25 protein-coding genes are annotated in these 19,054 nt (G+C 42.7%); 5 read left to right on the top strand and 20 right to left on the bottom strand.

Translation table 11 applies throughout. From position 1 onward, the window contains the following. Nucleotides 1-46 precede the first annotated feature (46 nt). From BCU12_RS08240 to BCU12_RS08210, 7 genes are all read right to left on the bottom strand, one after another. A complete protein-coding gene (locus BCU12_RS08240) occupies nt 47-367 on the bottom strand; it encodes a DUF4144 family protein (protein WP_102403857.1) in 321 nt (106 codons plus the stop codon). Between the two features lie 151 nt (nt 368-518). Next, nucleotides 519-986 (bottom strand): hypothetical protein, encoded by a 468-nt coding sequence (locus tag BCU12_RS08235; RefSeq protein ID WP_102403856.1) that lies wholly within the window; start codon nt 984-986, stop codon nt 519-521. A 47-nt stretch (nt 987-1,033) separates the two neighbouring features. After that, complete coding sequence (locus tag BCU12_RS08230; protein ID WP_102403855.1) at nt 1,034-1,492, bottom strand: GNAT family N-acetyltransferase; 459 nt, start codon at nt 1,490-1,492, stop codon at nt 1,034-1,036. Nucleotides 1,493-1,586: 94 nt separating this feature from the next. After that, nucleotides 1,587-2,522, bottom strand: coding sequence for an alpha/beta hydrolase (locus tag BCU12_RS08225; protein ID WP_241909778.1), 936 nt, complete (start codon nt 2,520-2,522; stop codon nt 1,587-1,589). A gap of 98 nt (nt 2,523-2,620) precedes the next feature. Then, nucleotides 2,621-3,073, bottom strand: a complete 453-nt coding sequence (locus tag BCU12_RS08220) for a DUF3465 domain-containing protein (protein ID WP_102403854.1) — start codon at nt 3,071-3,073, stop codon at nt 2,621-2,623. 19 nt (nt 3,074-3,092) lie between these two features. Continuing rightward, nucleotides 3,093-3,401 carry a DUF2834 domain-containing protein gene (locus BCU12_RS08215; protein ID WP_102403853.1) on the bottom strand — a complete coding sequence of 103 codons (309 nt, stop codon included), beginning with the start codon at nt 3,399-3,401 and terminating at the stop codon, nt 3,093-3,095. A gap of 220 nt (nt 3,402-3,621) precedes the next feature. After that, complete coding sequence (locus tag BCU12_RS08210; RefSeq protein ID WP_198599284.1) at nt 3,622-4,080, bottom strand: GNAT family N-acetyltransferase; 459 nt, start codon at nt 4,078-4,080, stop codon at nt 3,622-3,624. 233 nt (nt 4,081-4,313) lie between these two features. On the opposite strand from BCU12_RS08210, the gene BCU12_RS08205 reads away from it, so the two are divergent. Further along, on the top strand, nt 4,314-5,033 hold the full coding sequence (locus BCU12_RS08205) for an SDR family NAD(P)-dependent oxidoreductase (protein ID WP_102403852.1): 720 nt from the start codon (nt 4,314-4,316) through the stop codon (nt 5,031-5,033). Nucleotides 5,034-5,042: 9 nt separating this feature from the next. Here the strand turns inward: BCU12_RS08205 and BCU12_RS08200 are convergent, their stop codons facing one another. Both BCU12_RS08200 and BCU12_RS08195 read right to left on the bottom strand, forming a co-directional pair. After that, complete coding sequence (locus tag BCU12_RS08200; protein WP_102403851.1) at nt 5,043-5,348, bottom strand: NIPSNAP family protein; 306 nt, start codon at nt 5,346-5,348, stop codon at nt 5,043-5,045. A 123-nt stretch (nt 5,349-5,471) separates the two neighbouring features. Next, nucleotides 5,472-5,687 (bottom strand): TIGR02450 family Trp-rich protein, encoded by a 216-nt coding sequence (locus tag BCU12_RS08195; protein ID WP_102403889.1) that lies wholly within the window; start codon nt 5,685-5,687, stop codon nt 5,472-5,474. Nucleotides 5,688-5,918: 231 nt separating this feature from the next. On the opposite strand from BCU12_RS08195, the gene BCU12_RS08190 reads away from it, so the two are divergent. Continuing rightward, on the top strand, nt 5,919-6,710 hold the full coding sequence (locus tag BCU12_RS08190; RefSeq protein ID WP_102403850.1) for a ferredoxin--NADP reductase: 792 nt from the start codon (nt 5,919-5,921) through the stop codon (nt 6,708-6,710). A gap of 72 nt (nt 6,711-6,782) precedes the next feature. Here the strand turns inward: BCU12_RS08190 and BCU12_RS08185 are convergent, their stop codons facing one another. The 3 genes from BCU12_RS08185 to BCU12_RS08170 form a co-directional block, all read right to left on the bottom strand. Beyond that, a complete protein-coding gene (locus BCU12_RS08185) occupies nt 6,783-7,400 on the bottom strand; it encodes an HAD family phosphatase (protein ID WP_102403849.1) in 618 nt (205 codons plus the stop codon). 198 nt (nt 7,401-7,598) lie between these two features. Continuing rightward, nucleotides 7,599-8,093 (bottom strand): ATP-binding protein, encoded by a 495-nt coding sequence (locus BCU12_RS08180; protein WP_102403848.1) that lies wholly within the window; start codon nt 8,091-8,093, stop codon nt 7,599-7,601. Nucleotides 8,094-8,772: 679 nt separating this feature from the next. Next, nucleotides 8,773-9,582, bottom strand: coding sequence for a sulfite exporter TauE/SafE family protein (locus BCU12_RS08170; protein WP_102403847.1), 810 nt, complete (start codon nt 9,580-9,582; stop codon nt 8,773-8,775). A gap of 322 nt (nt 9,583-9,904) precedes the next feature. On the opposite strand from BCU12_RS08170, the gene BCU12_RS08165 reads away from it, so the two are divergent. Then, on the top strand, nt 9,905-10,879 hold the full coding sequence (locus BCU12_RS08165; protein WP_102403846.1) for a DUF1852 domain-containing protein: 975 nt from the start codon (nt 9,905-9,907) through the stop codon (nt 10,877-10,879). Between the two features lie 31 nt (nt 10,880-10,910). After that, complete coding sequence (locus tag BCU12_RS08160; protein WP_102403845.1) at nt 10,911-11,945, top strand: methionine synthase; 1,035 nt, start codon at nt 10,911-10,913, stop codon at nt 11,943-11,945. Nucleotides 11,946-12,177: 232 nt separating this feature from the next. Here the strand turns inward: BCU12_RS08160 and BCU12_RS08155 are convergent, their stop codons facing one another. From BCU12_RS08155 to BCU12_RS08120, 8 genes are all read right to left on the bottom strand, one after another. Beyond that, nucleotides 12,178-13,047, bottom strand: coding sequence for a PhzF family phenazine biosynthesis protein (locus BCU12_RS08155; protein ID WP_102403844.1), 870 nt, complete (start codon nt 13,045-13,047; stop codon nt 12,178-12,180). A 66-nt stretch (nt 13,048-13,113) separates the two neighbouring features. Beyond that, nucleotides 13,114-13,416, bottom strand: coding sequence for a hypothetical protein (locus BCU12_RS08150; protein ID WP_102403843.1), 303 nt, complete (start codon nt 13,414-13,416; stop codon nt 13,114-13,116). 323 nt (nt 13,417-13,739) lie between these two features. Then, on the bottom strand, nt 13,740-14,147 hold the full coding sequence (locus BCU12_RS08145; protein ID WP_102403842.1) for a GFA family protein: 408 nt from the start codon (nt 14,145-14,147) through the stop codon (nt 13,740-13,742). 103 nt (nt 14,148-14,250) lie between these two features. Beyond that, the gene (locus BCU12_RS08140) at nt 14,251-14,874 is read right to left on the bottom strand and encodes a class I SAM-dependent methyltransferase (protein WP_102403841.1); all 624 of its coding nucleotides are present in this window, start codon (nt 14,872-14,874) and stop codon (nt 14,251-14,253) included. Between the two features lie 80 nt (nt 14,875-14,954). Next, nucleotides 14,955-15,245 carry a hypothetical protein gene (locus BCU12_RS08135; protein ID WP_102403840.1) on the bottom strand — a complete coding sequence of 97 codons (291 nt, stop codon included), beginning with the start codon at nt 15,243-15,245 and terminating at the stop codon, nt 14,955-14,957. Nucleotides 15,246-15,366: 121 nt separating this feature from the next. Continuing rightward, entirely contained in the window at nt 15,367-16,335 is a 969-nt protein-coding gene (locus BCU12_RS08130) for a serine hydrolase (RefSeq protein ID WP_198599283.1), read from the bottom strand. A 165-nt stretch (nt 16,336-16,500) separates the two neighbouring features. Then, the gene (locus BCU12_RS08125) at nt 16,501-16,932 is read right to left on the bottom strand and encodes a hydrogenase (protein ID WP_102403838.1); all 432 of its coding nucleotides are present in this window, start codon (nt 16,930-16,932) and stop codon (nt 16,501-16,503) included. A gap of 172 nt (nt 16,933-17,104) precedes the next feature. Continuing rightward, nucleotides 17,105-17,698, bottom strand: coding sequence for a Crp/Fnr family transcriptional regulator (locus BCU12_RS08120; RefSeq protein WP_102403837.1), 594 nt, complete (start codon nt 17,696-17,698; stop codon nt 17,105-17,107). A gap of 618 nt (nt 17,699-18,316) precedes the next feature. On the opposite strand from BCU12_RS08120, the gene BCU12_RS08115 reads away from it, so the two are divergent. Next, nucleotides 18,317-19,054: IS110 family transposase (locus BCU12_RS08115; protein WP_102403836.1), on the top strand; the 738-nt coding region annotated here is incomplete at its 3' end.

Raw genomic sequence — 19,054 nt, 5'->3', positions numbered from 1 at the left:
CATTAAATCATTCTTTGGCGGCAAGTTTCACCACGTTCATTCTAGTTCAGTGCTCAGAAGCCATAGACTTAATCGCTTCGGATATAGATGAAAAGTGGATCTTTGTCAGACAGAGTTCTGCTTGACTGAACTCATGAGCTTGAATGAGCGTAGTTACGTATTCTAAGTCCAGTGTGTTGCCTGTTTTGATGAGGTTAATAGTGCCGACGCTTTGCTGTATTTGATAGCTAACGCCTTGTGAGTCAATGGCAATGTCTTCTTCATCCATGATCAAATCATGACATTCACGCATCAGTTCGGATTCAGATTCTAGGTAAACAAGCTCGTCGTCACCATTGAGTTTAAGTAAGCACGGCCAATCAATCATAGGAAAAATTCACTACTGAGTAGGTTAGTTGAAATTAAGGTCAATATAACCGCTCACCTTATTGTTGAGAACCCTCAGCACATAAATGGTTGAGGTGGCGACTGTGCTGGCTCAGTTCATTACTTCACTCAGCCATGCACAGTCATAGTCTTTAGGCCTTAAGGTTAATAATTGCTGCTGAACGAGTGCTGATGCGGTCAAGATACCAAGTGCCTTTACAGGGGCCATTGGTTAAATGCCACTTTCCTTTGATGCTGTTATTACTCGCGGTTGCAGAAAATCGGTAGTCCCATTGTCGGTGGCTCGCGTACAGTTTTAGCTGGCCATCTTCAGATACCCAGCCCTGCAGTGACGTTCCGTTGTAGGTTAGGCGAAGAGAGGCTTTTCCATTAACGATCTTTCCTGTGATTGTGGTCCGTTCGCACAGATTGTTGCCCGTCGTATTAATCCGTCTCCCTGTCCAATCACCGTCAAATTCTGTGGAGACGGAAAAATCGGGCTCTTCTGGCAATTGTGGAAAAGAACCATCATTGCCCGAAGTAAAAAGATTGAACTTGCTACCGATAACGACAAACAGGATGAAGCAGATTGATACCGCTAAGAGAAAGCCTTTCTTCACTATTCTTCCTTTTGGGTCATTGAACTAATGTTGATAGAACTGCATCTCTAGCTAATCGACAAGCTATACGAGTAGTATTTGGTGTCTTTCACAAACCCGATCTTTTCGTAGAGAGACTGCGCGGTCAGGTTGTCTTTGGCGGTACCGAGATCGACACACACCGCTTCTGTCTGTTTGGCCAGATCAATGGCACAGTTAATTAGCCCTCTCGCAACGCCTTTTCCACGGGCACTTGGAACAACGAACAGATCATTCAATACGATGACCTTACCAAGTGATAGAGAAGAAAAAGAGTGATAATTCAGTACAAAACCAACAGGCTTCCCAATAGGATACGCATCTGAATCATAGGCAATATAGACTGTTGCTTCGTTACTTTCTAAGCGTTGGCTAAGGTATTCACGAAATCTTTTGGGGTTAGAGGGCTGTTGATAAAAAGCCATGTATTGTTCGAATAATTCGGTGAGGTCGTTTAATTCAAGTGTTGTTATTTGCTTGTAGTTCATACAGTTCCTTTGCACTGAATAGTTAAAGTATGGTGATAAGTGAGCTTGATTGTTCGAACTTGATCGATGCAGTCAAGCTTGTTATCTCGATTAGTTATTGACGGAAAAATTCATCTATTTCGTGTATTAACTGGCTGGGTTCTTCTTCGATAACGAGATGACCTGAACGTGGAATAGTCACAAGTTGTGAGCCTTTAATCTTACCTTTCAGTAAGTAAGCTTGCTCACAAGGGATCCAGGTGTCTTTTTCGCCCCATAGAATCAAAGTAGGAGCCTTAACTTCATCAAATCGATGTTGAAACTCATCCGTGAATTTGGAGTCGGCTTGCGCGATCTGTCGGTAGAACGCTTTTTTCCCAACCTCACCAGACCAAGGTTTAAGAATGCCATCTAGGGTTGATTGCGGTAACGCTTGGTAGGCCGCCGTTTTTACATACGCTTCGACAATTGCAGTGTGTATGTAGTCCGGAACGCCTGAAAATGCTGTCTCATGTTGCTCGATGTGTTTGAAAAATGGGGAGCCCCAGGGTGATAGCGCAACTGGGTCAATCACGACCATTTTTTTATATTGGCATTGGTTCAGTATGTGACTTCTTAATACCGTGGTTCCGCCAAAGTCATGGCCAACAATGAACGGTCGTTCTAAACCCCAGTGTTGTATTAATGCAGCCAATAAACGGTTTTGTACGCCAAGAGACACATCGGCATCGCTTTTATCGGATTCACCGTACCCAAGAAGGTCAAAGAAATAGACTTTATAGTGTCTGGCTAATCCATCTATTAGGTGGCGCATATTGTACGATGACCAAGGTGTTCCATGGACGATGATTAAGGGCTCGCCTTCCCCTTTAGAATCGTATTTTACGGTTCTTCCATCGAAAGAGATTGTGTTGGTTAACGTCCAGTTGTTCAATGTTTTTTCCTTGGGTTTACCTACTAAAATAGTGGCGATTAAAGGGTTGGGCCTTTGTTCAAGGTAAATAATAACCTTGCCATTGGCGAAAACCAACGCCATTACCGACGCTTTCACAGGCTTTTCGTATCAATACACAGAATTGAGATAATCGGCGTCAGTGACGGTAATGTTGCCAACAAGAGCAGCGGGCAAGTCTTCCTGGCCATTCGTGATTACTCGTAAACTTTATCTTCATGCTTAAGCCAACCGTGAATGTGTCGGTTTCCAGGATCTTTGTGAGTCCAATGTATGACACCGCCCTTATTGTTCCACTCATAAACGCCATAAAATTCAATATGATCGCCCACACGTAATTTTTCGATTCTCGGAGCTAGGTCAATATTATGGGCAACTAAAAGGGTCTGCTTGCTTTTCAGCTTAAGGATGAATTTTTGGTGACGAGAGCCTCGGTTATCATCAGGAAGGATGCGGGTGACATTTCCTGCCCCAAGAACCTGCATTTCACTTTGGTGATTCTCGAATGCGTGTTTAAGTTTAACGTCATCTGCGAAGGCGCTAAACGCAACGCTGCTAAGTACAAGGCCGCTAATTACAAGGCTACTGAGTACTGTGCCGCTAAGTACTCTGCTCAGTGTCAGGCAGAATGTGGCTAGAATCTTTTTCATTTAATCTCCGTATCCAAGTTTAAAGTGATTGTTTTTCTTTTAGATATAAGTAGAGAGGCAGACCGCACGACACACCAACAGACAAGGTACCTATAACAGCAATGTAGCGATACCGAATGTTATTTCTTTTTCCATCTACCATGATGAACCCGAGCAGTGCGATGGCCGAAACAAAGACATCTAACCACGCAAAAATGCTGATAGGGTTCACAATGGCATCTTCGAAAAGTCGGAAAATATCAACGCCATGGATAAACAACCAAGGCAGTAAAGCGGCATAAGGTAGAGCGATACCAACCAGAGTAAGAAATAAGTAAAATTTTGCCATTTCGAGGTCCATGACGTTAGGATAAATGATTCTGTCACCAGAATAATGAGTTTAAAATCGCTTTCAACGGCCTAACTGTCGTAATAATGATACTCGTGCAGTTTCACTATAAACATAGGTGTCATTGCTTGCAGTAGTACGAATTTCTTTGTTTTACCCTGCCTTGCTTTGTTTTCTCCGATCAGCGACATGTCTTGAGTTTTGCTGATGGCATTAATAACTATTCTGCATCGCTCAGGTCAATATACAGTCTCAGCATATCTTTATGCTGGATACCATCCTCAAAAATGGGCTCAGGGTAATGGTCAATAAAGTGATTTTTGGCAACAGCGTCTACTCTGAACCCCGCTCTTTGATAGTAGGTGAGTTGGTGGCCAAAGGCACCGGTACCCAACTCAACCCGCACAAAGCCTTTATTGGCTAATTGTTCTAGAGAATAGCGCAGTAAACGTGTCCCTATGCCGCGCTGTTGATGGTCAGGGGAGACCGAAATATTGAAGATCTCGATGACATTCTTATTTGTTGGCTTAGCGATACAGGCGGCCACAATGTCTAGGTTCTCTTTTGCAACAAAACAGATACCTCCGTTTATATAAGACTCAATACTGGCTTGGCTGGGATCTGCCTCAAGGAGAAGCGACATAGGAATGGCATTGGAATGTTCTTGTGAGTAATCCATGATGAAACCTTTGATATGCAGGGAAGGATATCGTATCTAAATACGCTTAGCATGTGTGATAAAGTGGAGTAGAAATCGATTATTTGCTTAAGATTCCGTTATCTCACTAGGTGCAAGTCGATCTTGCTAGCAACGATTTGTGACTATGCGTGAATTTGGACAGTGGGAGATCGGGTGCACAACTCTTCATCCTGCTCTATGCTTACTTAAACGTTTATTTCGGGTGTAATTAATTGAAAATACTGATTATTGGCGGAACAGGTGGGATTGGTTCTGCTTTAGTGGACCACTTTCTAAAAACCAACCCGAGCGCAATCGTGTTTGCGACTTATCATTCGAAACAACCTCAAAAAGATCATGATCGCCTTCAATGGTTTCAGTTAGACGCCACGTCGGATCTAGAGGTTCAAGCGCTTGCCGCGCGGCTATCAAAAGAAACCAAAAACTTAGACATTTTACTGAATACAACGGGTTTTCTGCATAATAATGAGCGAAAGCCAGAGAAAAGCATCAGCGAATTTGACCCAGATTTCTTTTTACTCAATGTACAAAAGAACGTGCTTCCGACGATGTTGCTGGCGAAACACTTCTCAAAGTTATTGAAATCAGATAAAAACACGCATTTTGTGTCGCTGTCTGCTCGGATTGGAAGTATTGAAGACAATCGTATTGGCGGTTGGGTGAGCTATCGATCGTCGAAAGCGGCACTGAACATGGCAATTAAGACAATCAGCATCGAGTGGCAGCATAAGTTGTCCAAATGTCGAGTGTTCGCGTTCCACCCAGGAACAACGGATACGGATTTATCGAAACCCTTCCAAAAAAATGTGCCCGAATCAAAGTTGTTCAAACCTGAATACGTGGCACGTTGTTTAGCGGAATTCATTGAATCGTCTGACACCAAGAAATCGGGACACTTGTACAGCTTTGATGGGAGTGAAATTCCTTGGTAGCGTGTCTATTTACTCGAAAACTGGGCGGAAGAAGCTTCGTTCATAACTGAGGATACAGCCTGTTGTCTCGGCAAATTTGAATGCCGTTATACAGTCAGCATCCTTGAATGATTGTGTGCGGTAGGCTTCATACGCGGCAAGGCTTGGGAAGGTGAATAGCGCGAGGGCGATGTTATTTGCGCCTTCGGAAGGCAAGAAGTAACCATTGTGTTGGCCACCGAACTTGTTCACCAAAGGGATCCACATCTTGGCGTACTCTTCAAAGTCGCCGATTTTAGTTGGGTCGAGTACATACCGTAAATAACATGTCACCATTGTTGTATCTCCATTACGTTGAAGGCCACTATTTTGCTGCCATAACTTTATCGGTCATAGCTTTAACAACCAAGCTCTAACAGCCATAGCTCTTTAGGCCAATGCTTAATCAAATTGGGTTGCTTATTTCCATCCTTGTGCCCACTGGCTAGCGTCTTTTAACTCATGCCAATCTATCGGGTATTCATTCTTCGATAAAATGGCTTCTATCGTACAAGATGTAACCAAACCTTCTTCATCAAAACTTACTTCAGAGATCAGAAAGTGCTTCTCTCTATTGAGTGGTTTGATGGCGGTCCATTTGCTATTAAACAGCTTTGCGGGATTTATTCTATTCATAGTAATGCCTGTGTAGTGAGTTTTCACCTGATTTATACGCACAAGGTCGGTGAAAAGTTCAGTCGAACTCGAATAATACTTTTCACTAATCAGTAGGTTAAAACAATCACTTGGGTTGCAGTGCCAGTAAGCGGGTGATTCACGTGAAAGATCTTTCAAACTGAAGGTTAAATTTCCACCATTTACCCCGTATGATGATAGTGCTGATGTTTTCTTCATTAGGAGGTAACGATGTCAAATGTAGGTAACAGTCCAAATATAGGTAACAGTTTGGTAGAAGGGCGCGTTGTAGGGAGAAAGCAATGGTCTACCAAATTGTTCAGTCTAGAAATTGAAGCTCCCGTAGAGACTTACGTTGCAGGCCAGTTTACTAAGTTGGGGTTAACAACTGACAGTGGTGAATGCATACGTAGAGCCTATTCCATGGTCAATCACCCAAATCACGCACACGGCTCTCACCGTATGGAATTCTTAATCATCGCCGACGATAATGGCCAATTGTCACCCAGGCTAAATGCTCTTGACATAGGCGATTCTTTGTATGTTGGTAAACAGCCGTCTGGGTTTATGACCTTAGAGGAGATCCCAGAATACGCCGACGAACTTTGGATGCTTGCAACCGGTACTGCAATAGGGCCGTTTCTTTCCATGTTAGAAGATGAATCGATGGAGAGTCGATTCAAGAAAATTGTATTGGTTCACGCCGTTCGAACAAAACAAGAGTTGGTGTATTCGGATTCGATTGCTGAACGGAAGCGCGCGCTTGGCGACAAGTTTCACTACGTGTCGGTCGTATCCCGTGAAAATGATGATTTAAGTTTGAGTGGGCGAGTGCCAGAGTTATTGAAACATAAAGAAATTCAACGCCGAGTCGGAAGTGATCTTACTGTTCCAAGTAGCTTTGTTTACATATGTGGTAACCCAGTCATGGTGAAAGACACAAGTGCTGCGCTTATTAATCTAGGGCTGAGCAAGCATTTACGTCGAAAACCTGGGCACTTCTCGAGCGAAAACTATTGGTGAAATATTGGTGAAACCAGTCGCTATCACTTGCTACCCGTTGGAATCCAATTTTCAACGGGTAGCAGTGTTCACTTAAAAGCTCAGGCCCAACGCTTTTAGGTCATTTTCACACTGAGCGGAGTTCTTAAACTGTATAGCAGCAAGGCCTACTGAGATAGCACCCTCAACGTTATGCAGCATATCGTCGATAAAGACAGATTCTGACGCCTCAATTCGATTTTGGTCGAGCAGTGATTGATAAATCTCAGCTTGCGGTTTTAACAACCCAACGTCAGCAGAGACGATACCCCCATTAAAGATCGGCCAGAATGTATAGGTTGACTTAAGGTAGGCAACAATCTCGTGAACATTGTCTGTCAGCGCGTAGATCTTGTATCCGGCTTGTTTTAGCCGTTGCATCAATTCAACCGTCCCGTAAATAACAATCTGGGTTTGCTTTATGTAATAAAACAGGCGATGACATTCCAGTTCGCTGAATCCTAAATCACGTTGGTAAATTGCGCTTGCTTCTTCCTCTGACATGAGACCTTTATTGAGATTAAGCCATGTCTCTGATTGGAAAACAGCCTTAGCGAGATCTTCTGAAGATGCGGTGTCCCCGAAGGTCAGCCGAATGATCTCCAGTGGTGACCATCGGACAATAACGTTCCCAACATCGAACACAACGTTCTTAATTTGACTTTTATTCATAGTAATTCCTGGTGTTAACGCTGAGCTAAGCAGTGGTCGCGCTCACGCTGAAAAAGCCCATACATGATCGTTGTATGGATGAAATAAGCGGTATGGCAAAAGCAGATTGCGTGTCATTTTATATGCAATCACCAAGCATAACGGTATAACAAATATAACGTTTAGCTCAGTGAGAAGCACTGGCGCTGCTAACCATGATTATTTTTGTACGGTTAAGCCATGGATGAGTTCTTCAGCCGTGGGCTCTTCAAACCTTGGTTCCATGAATTCAAACATCATATCGGTCACTTCGAATGCATAGACACTGGGATCCATTTCGGTGTTTCTCTTTTTGACACGTGCTTTACGTACCTCTTGAGCGACACTCAAGTAGTGGATTTCAGCGTCGATACCTAACGCGTTGGCTTTGCTTACAAATAGATCGCGTTGCTCTTTCGTCGTGAACCCTAAGTCCAATAGTACGTTCCCATCGAGTTTTAATATCTGTTCACTGACTTCCCAAATCTGCTCATAGCATCGGGTAACACGTTCTATCATCCATTCGTAATCGAGAGAAGTCATGTCACTAGCGAATAAAGTTTGCATCCATGGATCGATGGAGAACTTTACCGCGCCCACTTCTTTGCTAAGAGAGATTGAATAGGTTGTCTTTCCTGCCCCAGTTGGGCCACTGACCAAAATAAGCCTTGGCATCGGTATTCTCTCCATGAGTTCAAATGCTATTTGAGTATAAGGTACCGTGTCAGTTATAAAGCATTTACTGGGGTATCACCATTGTAATAAATGGCGCTTTCTAGCGAATGAGCATCGCTCTCATTGTTAATACAGGTTTCGATTTCAAGGCTCTTTTCCATGGCTGAACGAAAAAGTTGGCTCATAGACAAAATTCAGCCCCCAGTATACTTATTCAACATGACGCAACAGGTCAGAAAGAAAGAGAGTATAAAGGTCAATTGCCATAAGCCATCAACATAGAAAGACATCCGATTATCGGACCAAACTCTAAGTGCGATATTAAACAGTTCACCTTTGAGACCAAGAACGATAGCTGTGGCAAGGTAGTATTTCAGGAACTCTAGGAGCAGCTTTTTACCGCTCGATAGATAGGTATTCAAAACAGTTCTCTCTGAAGTATTAGCTTGTTCATTCATCATAAACAAGGGTAGTACCCATTTGGAACCTGTCTGCTTTGTTATGCGAACGACCTCTAGGTAGAGAGTTTGGATTGAGTCTTAATGGGGCCTAATGGGAACGGCGTTCTTGAATCTGTCTATTGAATTGAATAGTGAGGCGCATAAAAGTGAGTGGGGTAACCAAAGCTCCAATCCCCCAACGTTTTGGGGAATTGGGCGGTGATTCGATGATATATCGACTACTTGGTCAACATGTTTGCAGCCATAACCACCAACAATGCCGCGAAGATTTTCTTTATTGTAGGAACAGGTAAATGCTGCGTCGATTTAGCGCCTAGTGGGGCTGTAAACCAAGATGTGCACACAATGCCTAGCAAAGCCGGCAAGTAAACGAAGCCTGCAAACCCATCTTCTAAAGCAAACTGACTGCTGCCTGAACTGATGTAACCGACAGAGCCAAACAGAGCAATGACGATGCCACAAGCAGAGGCACAACCAATCGCTTTTTTCATGTCTAGGGAGAAAAACGTCAGTAATGGAACGAGGAGTGCACCACCGCCAATGCCTATCATGGCTGACAATCCTCCGGTGATTGTGGTGAAAATAGTCAACAGACCTTTATTGGGCATTTTGCGTTCTTTCGGAGCGTCACTCTTACTGCTTAAGAACATTTTGAGTGCAATGAGTACGACACAAACGGCAAAGATAATGCGAACAATCTTTTCTGGTAAGAGTGCAGCCATGAAACCACTAATTAATGCGCCAAAAGCCACCCCCATCATTATCCAAGGGGCAATACCCCATGGCACATTGCCATTTTTATGGTGAGCAATGGCGGAAGAAGTGGACGTGAACAAAATCGATGCCAGTGATGTGGCAATCGCAGCCACAACGACTTGGTTAGCTGGTAATACCTCAAAGTGAAGCAAAATGCTGCTCAATACAGGGACAATAACGAGACCTCCGCCGATACCTAATAGCCCAGCCAGGAAGCCAACAACACTGCCCAATATTGCGCAGAATACAATTAACAATAGCAATTCACTCACTCATTTCACCTTATATTAATTAGGGGTAATTACGTCTAAAAATAGTCATGTTCAAATTAAGCTAGCTAATATAACTTTTTAAAAAATAATGAAACATGAATATTTCTCATGTTGATCGTGAAGTAATACCATTGTTAATCAAAGACCGATCAACGCTATAAATGAGGCTCTTCTCTCAAGCACATTTATTTCACTTTATGAGATTCCAATAAAGAAAATAAGTCGAGAATAAACTGGGAACATAAAGAAACAAAAAATAAACCCCAGCGAGAGTAAGGAATAAAGTCAGCATTTCTCTCAGGACATAGGATATCGGAACACGATGAATAAAGAATTCAATTTTTCAATTAAGAGCATTAGTCTTGATGAAAACTATCAACCTTCAGACAGCACGCGTATCACGACTAACTTCGCTAACTTGGCGAGAGGAAACTGCCGCCAGGCAAACTTGCGTAACGCGCTAAAAATGATTGATAACAGTTTCAATGCCTTAGCGCATTGGGATAACCCAAATGGTGACCGCTATTCTGTGGAGCTTGAGATCGTATCCGTTGATATGGATATTGAAGGCAGTGGCGAAGCCTTTCCTTCTATTGAAGTGCTAAAAACAAACATTCTAGATCGTGAAACGAACGAACGTATTGAAGGTATTGTAGGAAATAACTTCTCTTCTTATGTGAGAGACTACGATTTCAGCGTCTTACTGCTAGACCATAATAAAGAACAACCGAAGTTCAGCATTCCAGATAATTTTGGTGAGCTGCATGGGAAATTGTTTAAATATTTTGTGAACTCGAATGTTTATAAGCAGAATTTTAAAAAATTACCGGTTATTTGTCTGAGTGTTTCAGATAATAAAATTTATCACCGAACGGAGAATCAACACCCTGTTTTAGGCTTTGAGTATCAACCCAATGAATCGTCGCTGACGGAACAGTATTTTAAGAAGATGGGCCTACAGGTTCGCTATTTCATGCCGCCAAATAGTGTTGCGCCATTGGCTTTCTATTTCTTTGGTGATCTACTGAATGATTACACAAACCTAGAACTCATCAGCACCATCAGCACTATGGGTACGTTCCAGAAAATCTACCGCCCTGAAATTTACAATGCGAATGCGGTGGCAGGAAAACGCTATCAGCCAAATTTGAAGAATTTAGATCACTCGTTAACTCAAATCGTTTATGACCGTGAAGAGCGTAGCCAATTGGCTAAAGAGCAAGGGAAGTTTGCCGAAGAGCACTTCATCAAACCATATCAAGTTGTACTTGAGCAATGGTCTGCGAATTACGCTTAATCATCCATCTAAATAGGCAGCGGCATATACTATGAAAACATTATTACCTACTTCGACGGCTGGAAGTTTACCTAAGCCGTCTTGGCTTGCACAACCAGAGACACTTTGGTCTCCTTGGAAACTGCAAGGCGAAGAACTCACAGACGGAAAACACGATGCTTTGCGCGTGTCTTTGCAACAGCAACAGCAAGCGGGCACTGATATCGTCAGCGATGGTGAGCAAACTCGCCAACACTTCGTGACGACGTTTATTGAGCACCTCAGCGGTGTTGATTTTGAGAAGCGTGAAACGGTGAAAATTCGTGATCGCTACGACGCAAGTGTGCCGACGGTTGTAGGTCCTGTGAGCCGTCAGAAGCCCGTGTTTGTGGAAGACGCAAAGTTCTTACGCAGTCAAACAGACAAACCAATCAAGTGGGCATTACCTGGCCCTATGACCATGATCGATACGCTTTACGATGATCATTACAAAAGCCGCGAGAAACTTGCTTGGGAATTTGCCAAAATTCTTAATGAAGAAGCGAAAGAACTTGAGGCCGCAGGTGTTGATATTATCCAGTTTGACGAGCCAGCTTTTAACGTTTTCTTTGATGATGTTAATGATTGGGGAATTGCTTGCCTAGAAAGGGCGATTGAAGGTCTTAAGTGCGAAACTGCCGTTCATATTTGCTATGGCTACGGTATCAAAGCCAATACAGATTGGAAGAAAACGCTAGGAACTGAATGGCGACAATACGAAGAAGTCTTTCCTAAGCTGCAAAAGTCGAACATTGATATTATCTCGCTCGAGTGTCATAACTCTCACGTCCCGATTGAACTACTAGAGCTTATTCGTGGAAAGAAGGTGATGGTTGGCGCTATCGATGTTTCGACGAATGATATTGAGACGCCTGAGGACGTCGCCAATACGCTTCGAAAAGCGCTTGAGTACGTTGATGCAGACAAGCTTTACCCTTGCACTAACTGCGGTATGGCACCGTTAGCACGCCCTGTCGCTGCAGCCAAACTGAACGCGTTGAGTGCGGGGGCTGAAATAGTGAGAAAAGAGTTGGCTGACAAGTCTTAATTCAAGTTAAAGTACAATCAGTGAGAGGGTGTGGTGGCAGGAATGCGCTTTGAGGGCAGGGCGGTTCTTTAATCTGCACCACAATCTATCAATCATATTCTGGCTAACGTAGGGACTTTTTCTATTGTTAGCCAGAGTTTTTTAATTGCCACTGCATTGCGATCGCTTAAACAAGCTGCGGCTCTATTCTTCTATTCCTATATTCCCACATTCTTTCCAGGCGTTCAATCGGCTAAATCGAGACTCTTTGCTTCCCAACCTCATGAGCAAAACCACCAACTAAAACCTGAGTTATTCCGAGTTCATTCGATTGAATTTCAGCGCTAATCACGGAAGTACAGCCCATCTTTCTGCCTTGTTCAAAAGTAAAACTCTTGGCATGTTCATCGAAAAGATATTTAGTTAAATAACATGCTAGTGCACCACTTGCGCTGCCTGTCGCGGCTTCTTCTGCAATGCCAAATAACGGAGCGAAGTTACGACAATTTGCGGTTACATCGCTGCTCTTATCGCACATTTCAAACGCATGGATCCCGATAACACCGTGTTCTAGACAAAAGCGGCTGAGCAAGCGTTCATCAATTTGGATCCTATCTAGGTATCCTTGTGGCACTGGAACAATAATGTCAGGCAAGCCTGTCGAAACCACTTGAATGGGTAACTGGGTAGATTCAAGGATGTCTGATTCGATACCGATGAGTTCTGAAATCGTGTTGCAATCTAATTGTTCAGAATACTCAGGTAATTTTTGCTCCATGATGACTCGCCCCGTTGATTCTATCGTTACAGAAAGTAGCCCCGCTTTCGTACGCTGAGTGTATCGCTTGTCGGCGATTAGCCCTCTTTGATGCATGATGGAAAAGGCAGCCAAGGTGACATGGCCACAGAAATCAACTTCATCGGTTACTGTAAAAAAAGACAACTCAAAGTCGGCATCGTGAGCATTAGAGACGAATGCGGTTTCTGAGTGGCCGACAGATTGGGCAATTTTTAGCTTTTCATCGTTGGATAGAGTATCGGCATTTAGAACAACCCCAGCAGGGTTTCCACCAGTCCCATTAGCAGTAAAGGCTTGAACTATAAAGGCTTCCACTGTTTTCACTAGTATGACTCCATGTTTAAAAAATAGCGGTCACATGTTCGAAAAAACGTGATTATATGCTGCGATTTAGTCGGCGTTAAACCTTTCTTCATCTGCGGTCGATAAATTCTCAGCTAAGCCGATTTCACCAACGATGTACATGGCATTTGTGAGAGTTTCTATCGTTTTATTGCCCTCTCTGACGGGGGCGTCACCCGGATTAGGCACCACTTCTTTTTCAACTAGGGAGTTACATACGACGCTTTCACAAACAACACGTTGTTCTTCCATTACGGTAGAATCGGTCGCTTCATATTCATACGTCGTAAGATTTGGTGAACTGTGCGCCAACGCGGAGAAAAGGGAGATGAGAAAAACCCATGCTTTCATTTACTATTACCTCTCGAAATGATTCATTGCAGTTATGAATTATATCTGATCATATTAACCATGAACAGTGTTTCATACAGCTGTGTCATTATTGAAAGCGGACAAAGTTAAGACGGGGTTCAGATTGAATATTGCCCTAAAAGCGAAGCACAAGCCGTTCCCTTTTTTATCGACCTTAAAATGACCTAATGGCAAGTTAACCGGCCGAGAGAAGCGAGCTTATGTATTAGGCAATCAGTAATCAGTAATCAGTAATAGGTAATCGATGAATAAGCGGAGACCTCGAGCATTGAATGGGTCAGTCGAGTGTCATTTAATAGCGTTTACTTTCTACCCGCTTCATGGGCTTCGCTACGTGGAAGGTCTGCATCCAAATCTTCCCAGTTTGCTTTTGAAGTAACGAAATTATGCGAAATAGGGCGCTCTGATATATCACTGTCGAGTATACCCAAGCGAATCCGAAGTCTTTGAGGCGATGTGGAATTTGAGCTATAGATTGGGCTACCGCACGTTTTACAAAAGTATTTACGCTTACCTTCACTGCTTTCGTAAAAAGTAAGCGTGCCGTCCGCATCCGTTACTTTTAAGCTGTCGGCTTCAATAAAAGCGTTAGTCGCATAGGCGCTTCCGCTCGCTTTACGGCACAAAGAACAGTGGCAATGGATTATATCGGTCATTCCACCATTCAAGGACAACTGGATCGAACCACATAAACAACTTCCCTTGTACATTCTCTCTCCTTAGCTCTGCTCAAATCTTGGATTAATTGCTTGGTTTCGTCATTAGCCACGCCAAAACAGATTCAAATTTATCATTGAAATCCTTGAAGCTAAACTAAATTGAAAGACTTGTTTTGGCTTGTGCGGTACGCTTTACCGCAATCACGGAATACGTGTGCCAATGTTTTATTCGACCTAACGATGTTTTAGCTTGCTCGTCACGCTCAGAGAACTTTACGATTTCGAAGCCTGAGAATAAGTCTCTAACTTGTGACTCTGACAAAGGCGTTGTGGGGCTGCGATAATCTGATGCCCAACTGTCTTTCTTACCCATGAAATCACCTGCAAACACGCCACCAATTTCAATCGATGATTTGATGTTGTTCCAAGTGGATTCAAAATGGTTCGGATCAGCAAAAAATAGACTCGAGTTGGCTATAATCACCCCAACTTTTGGGTAATGAAAAGATTCAAATGAAGACTCCGAAATTTCGACGGCAGACTTAGACCCAAATCGATCTCGACAAATGACGATAGAGTCGGGGTTAACATCAAACCCATAGACTTGGTAACCTCGTTGTTCTAAATACTCAATATCGCTTCCAGTCCCGCAGCCACAATCAATCGCTACGTTGAGGTTTGATTCATTAAGTTGGGCGGCAATCTCAGTCCGTTTCGAGTGTGGGCGAGATAATGCCTTCTCATAATATTGACGCCAAATTTCACTGTTGTTATCCATAAGAATGTGATCTCTCGTAAAGTACATAACGCCTAGCCAAGTAAATAGTTAGCCTAATGGAATACCCATTTATTGGTGCATTAGCCAATTGGCTTACATGTCCCTAAGAATGTGCTGTCGTACTGATAAGAATCGATGACTCCATGTCTATCAGTAAAAAAGGTATAGGTGCAACTATCACTGAAGATCTTGTACTGCACTTCAATCTCGCCATGTTCATTTTCACTTTTTTGATGTGGTTCTCCCCAATGAGCGATTAGCTCATCAACATGGTGGCCTGACCAATTTTCACCAAATGAGTTTTCACTGACAAAGAGTGAGCAACCAGAGATTACCGCTGACAAAACAAGCACGATCAGCTTAAGCTTCATAAAGTTCCTTTATAGATGTGTTCAATGAAACAGACCAGAACATATCAGCATTTTATACGAGTAGAAAGAGGGGGGATATTAAATCGTTATTCTTGAACCCCATGTAACATTGCAATGAGCATCAAAGAAAAATGGGTTCGATGCGCTTTCTTATTAGTTCAATTCGATCTTTAGCTCTTGGTTTGAATTGAGAGGTGATAGCTACAACCATTTCATGTTGGGTTGATACGTAGAGTATATTTCCACCATCGCCTATAGCAGCGTAAGTGCCTGTTCTATCGTCAATAACCCACCACAAAAATCCATATGCTTTATCGCCCCACGTGCTTTGTTGACTCACGCTCTCTGTTATCCACTTCGAAGACACGATTTGTTTGTTTCTCCATCGTCCTTTATTTAAAAGTAGCTGACCGATTTTAGCCATATCACGCGTCGTTAACGTAAGCCCCCAGCCTGCAGTATTTACACCCTTTGGATCAGCAATCCATCCGCTACCGGTACTCTTTTTAAGAAAGGCTAGGTAATCGTCTTTATGTCGGATTCTTATATTCCGTGACACCTCGATATTTAATGGGGCAAAAAGATGTTTGTGGGCAAAAGTGAGAACGGATTGATTGGTTGAGTTTGCGATGACTCCCGATAAGACTTGGATACCAACCGTCGTATATTTAAATTCGCCTATTTCTCGCTTTCCCCCTAAAAGGTCTAACGCCGCGGTTGTCCAATCCTCGCTCGAATATACCTTGGTGTACGGCTCTGATTTAAATTTGTACGGCGCATTCATGGTTAATAAATGCCTCAGTGTGAGCTGTTGTATCGTTTTCTCGCCTCGCTTTACCTTGTAAGAAGGAAAGTAATTCAACACGTTATCTTCAATGCTATTTATATACCCTTTGTCTACGGCAATACCCAAGAGAATAGAAAGAATACTCTTAGTAACAGATGCAACATGCACCGTACTGTTTTCATCATACCCATCAGAGTAGTACTCATGTTCAAGTTGACCTTTAATTAGAATGGTAAGACCAGACAAATTCGAATATTCATTCCTAATAATAGTATTTAGGTTCTTCTTTCTTTCACTCATCATCAACCTCCCTCGTTATTATCGATAGTGGAAGAAAGGGTAAAGAGAATAATTTTAATTGTATAAATAAATTTCAAAATATTTATACAATTCAACCGACTTTGGCTGGGTGAACTCGAAGAGAGATAACGTTGCGGCTTGTACTGATGTGTCGCGCATCTATTTCGATTATCGAAGTATTGGCAGTAATCCAAAAACCAACAAAGTGCAGGCGATCAGTGATAATAGTGAACCAGTACGTACCAGTATCTTAACCGTAATCTCGGTCGTGACGGTTGCTGAAAACCCAGCGCCAGCGATTGGAAGCGCTTTACTTGCACCTGTTATAGAGGCAATAGTAATTCCCAACCAAATCAGTATAAACCCCAATGCAGAACCATAAGCCACAAATGCGTCTAAAGATAAAGGCAGCTCAACCAGAGACCAGATAATCCCAAAGATCGCCAGGGCCATTCCGCACTGAATCGCTGTCACGTGACCAGAAAGAGCCATCCGAGAATTTTCTACAGTCGGTATCAATGCCCCCTGTATTAAGCCGACAAGAAAAAAGACAATGCCAGTGAAGATGAGGTGTGCGCCTACCTGTGTAAGTTCTATCATGATGCTCCCCAGGTAGATAAAAGGCTAGGCTCAGTGACGTTGCTGATATTCCTGAAGTCACCTAAGTAAAATCGGGCGCTTTGTTCATATTGGTTTCTATATTTTTGACAGGTATTCATTGTGAGTCTCCATTGAAAAAACACATGGTAAACAACGGAATACCAAATTTCATTCACCTAGATTCATTTTTTAATTTACTCAATGTCTGGGGAGCGACACCGAGATAAGAGGCGATATGATAAGATTTAACTTGGTCAAATATAAAAGGGTATTCGTTAAGTAAACGATCATATCTTTCCACCGCAGTCTCTGACATGAGTGAAAGGACACGCTTGTAAGTTGCAGAATAATACGTGTCATGTATCCATATCTTCGCTAAATGCTGCCACTTTTTTTCTTGTGATAGGAACGTATTGAGTTCTTCCAATGACGCCACATAAAAAACCGAATCTTCAAGTATTTCAAAGCTAAGCATTGACCCTGTTTGTTCAGAATAACTGACACTATCGTCCATAAAGTGGTTTAAACCATGTTTACTGTTACCGCGGAAATAGAGTTGCCAAGTGTGTTCTTTGCCATTCATATCACTAAGATACGATCGGGCTAAACCACTTTTAATAAACCATATTTCACTAAACACTTTACCAGCGCGATGTATCGTTGTTCCTTTCTTGACATGTTTTATTTCAAATATTCCACAAGCATGCGCCCACTCATCATCATTGACAGGAATATAGTGCTCAATCATTTTTCTATAATATTTCATAAGCTTACAGTTATAGATTTCTTAGTTTAATGCCTTGCTAACTAGTGGGGTATGTTTTAGAGGTCCACTTTAGTAATTTGTTAGCCGGTGGCTTTGCCATTGAATGCTGATTATTGGTGCAACCCTTATTATTTGAACCAATGCACGATATTTGTAGAACTTACTTAGGCAGCAACTCGGCATTTGACTCGGCCAAACGAAGCGCCCTAAATTGAACATTAACATCATGCGATCCAGTAGCGCCAAAAAACGTTGCCAATAAAACAATACGGCGAAGGTTACTGAGCCAACTTTAACCTTAAAACCTTTCAAAGCATTAAACGACTAACGCCGCATTAAGGTGTGACGCGCGCTTGCCATACTGTGAGCGAAGCGAAACCGGCAAGCGTAAGGAATCACTCTTAAATGCTTGTATGGATAATAAGCACTCCAATCGGGTAATGTGAGACCCAGGCTTTAGCTGCAACTAAAGCTTTCTATGTAGCAGTTCGTTTAAATGCTGGCTCCTCTATCGAGAGACCGATAACAAACATGAACGCTACCTAGGACTCCAAGCCTAAACCTCGAATAGTCGACTGGGTCTCGAACCCGCATTACGCAAGCAAGAGTTAGCTTATTATGAATACCAAAACCAATCAAAGCATCAATGTTGGAGTTGATACCGGCAAATCACAATTAGACATCCACATCAGGCCACTAGACCTATTTTTCTCTGTAGAGAATACAGAGAAAGGGATCAAAGCGGCACTCAAAAGAATCAAGAAGCACGACCCAGTTCGCATTGTTATTGAAGCGACAGGGCGTTTAGAAATGCCTTTTGTGCTCGCATGTTCCGAAGCACAACTACCTATCGTTCGAGCCAACCCTGTCCACATCAAGAGGTTTGCCGGTGCAATTGGACGACGTGCAAAGAACGACCGACTTGATGCGGAGCTTATTGCTCACTACGGTGAAGCGATTCAGCCCAATATTACTCAGATTAAGCCTAAAAACATTCGTTTAATGAGCGACTTAGTCATTAGAAGAAACCAGTTGCTCTCAATGCAAACGATGGAGAAAAATCGACTTCAGATATTACCGAAGGAGCTACATTCATCCATCAAACCCATGCTGACCGCAATGAAAAACCAAATCAAAAAAATAGAAGAGAAGCTCTTAAAGCTAATCGAAGAGAGCCCAGAGTACCAGGCTAAGAATGCACTTCTTCAAAGTGTTCCTGGGATTGGAAATATAGCGGCCTCGTCAATCATCAGCAACGTACCTGAACTTGGCTATATCACCAATAAACAAGCCGCTTCACTAATCGGTGTAGCACCAATAACCAAAGAGAGTGGTCGGTATAAAGGCAAGCGAGTC

The organism is Vibrio sp. 10N.261.55.A7 (assembly GCF_002877365.1).
Taxonomy (GTDB): Bacteria; Pseudomonadota; Gammaproteobacteria; order Enterobacterales; family Vibrionaceae; genus Vibrio.
The sequence above is the reverse complement of the archived record's forward strand: the minus strand, read 5'-3'. Positions and strand labels throughout refer to the sequence as shown.

What these genes read in the sequence shown, in the direction of transcription:
- BCU12_RS08240 (WP_102403857.1), bottom strand. Translation starts at nt 367, where the DNA reads ATGATTGATTGGCCGTGCTTACTTAAACTCAATGGTGACGACGAGCTT.
- BCU12_RS08230 (WP_102403855.1), bottom strand. Translation starts at nt 1,492, where the DNA reads ATGAACTACAAGCAAATAACAACACTTGAATTAAACGACCTCACCGAA.
- BCU12_RS08220 (WP_102403854.1), bottom strand. Translation starts at nt 3,073, where the DNA reads ATGAAAAAGATTCTAGCCACATTCTGCCTGACACTGAGCAGAGTACTT.
- BCU12_RS08215 (WP_102403853.1), bottom strand. Translation starts at nt 3,401, where the DNA reads ATGGCAAAATTTTACTTATTTCTTACTCTGGTTGGTATCGCTCTACCT.
- BCU12_RS08210 (WP_198599284.1), bottom strand. Translation starts at nt 4,080, where the DNA reads ATGGATTACTCACAAGAACATTCCAATGCCATTCCTATGTCGCTTCTC.
- BCU12_RS08200 (WP_102403851.1), bottom strand. Translation starts at nt 5,348, where the DNA reads ATGGTGACATGTTATTTACGGTATGTACTCGACCCAACTAAAATCGGC.
- BCU12_RS08195 (WP_102403889.1), bottom strand. Translation starts at nt 5,687, where the DNA reads ATGAATAGAATAAATCCCGCAAAGCTGTTTAATAGCAAATGGACCGCC.
- BCU12_RS08190 (WP_102403850.1), top strand. Translation starts at nt 5,919, where the DNA reads ATGTCAAATGTAGGTAACAGTCCAAATATAGGTAACAGTTTGGTAGAA.
- BCU12_RS08185 (WP_102403849.1), bottom strand. Translation starts at nt 7,400, where the DNA reads ATGAATAAAAGTCAAATTAAGAACGTTGTGTTCGATGTTGGGAACGTT.
- BCU12_RS08180 (WP_102403848.1), bottom strand. Translation starts at nt 8,093, where the DNA reads ATGCCAAGGCTTATTTTGGTCAGTGGCCCAACTGGGGCAGGAAAGACA.
- BCU12_RS08165 (WP_102403846.1), top strand. Translation starts at nt 9,905, where the DNA reads ATGAATAAAGAATTCAATTTTTCAATTAAGAGCATTAGTCTTGATGAA.
- BCU12_RS08160 (WP_102403845.1), top strand. Translation starts at nt 10,911, where the DNA reads ATGAAAACATTATTACCTACTTCGACGGCTGGAAGTTTACCTAAGCCG.
- BCU12_RS08150 (WP_102403843.1), bottom strand. Translation starts at nt 13,416, where the DNA reads ATGAAAGCATGGGTTTTTCTCATCTCCCTTTTCTCCGCGTTGGCGCAC.
- BCU12_RS08145 (WP_102403842.1), bottom strand. Translation starts at nt 14,147, where the DNA reads ATGTACAAGGGAAGTTGTTTATGTGGTTCGATCCAGTTGTCCTTGAAT.
- BCU12_RS08140 (WP_102403841.1), bottom strand. Translation starts at nt 14,874, where the DNA reads ATGGATAACAACAGTGAAATTTGGCGTCAATATTATGAGAAGGCATTA.
- BCU12_RS08135 (WP_102403840.1), bottom strand. Translation starts at nt 15,245, where the DNA reads ATGAAGCTTAAGCTGATCGTGCTTGTTTTGTCAGCGGTAATCTCTGGT.
- BCU12_RS08130 (WP_198599283.1), bottom strand. Translation starts at nt 16,335, where the DNA reads ATGATGAGTGAAAGAAAGAAGAACCTAAATACTATTATTAGGAATGAA.
- BCU12_RS08125 (WP_102403838.1), bottom strand. Translation starts at nt 16,932, where the DNA reads ATGATAGAACTTACACAGGTAGGCGCACACCTCATCTTCACTGGCATT.
- BCU12_RS08120 (WP_102403837.1), bottom strand. Translation starts at nt 17,698, where the DNA reads ATGAAATATTATAGAAAAATGATTGAGCACTATATTCCTGTCAATGAT.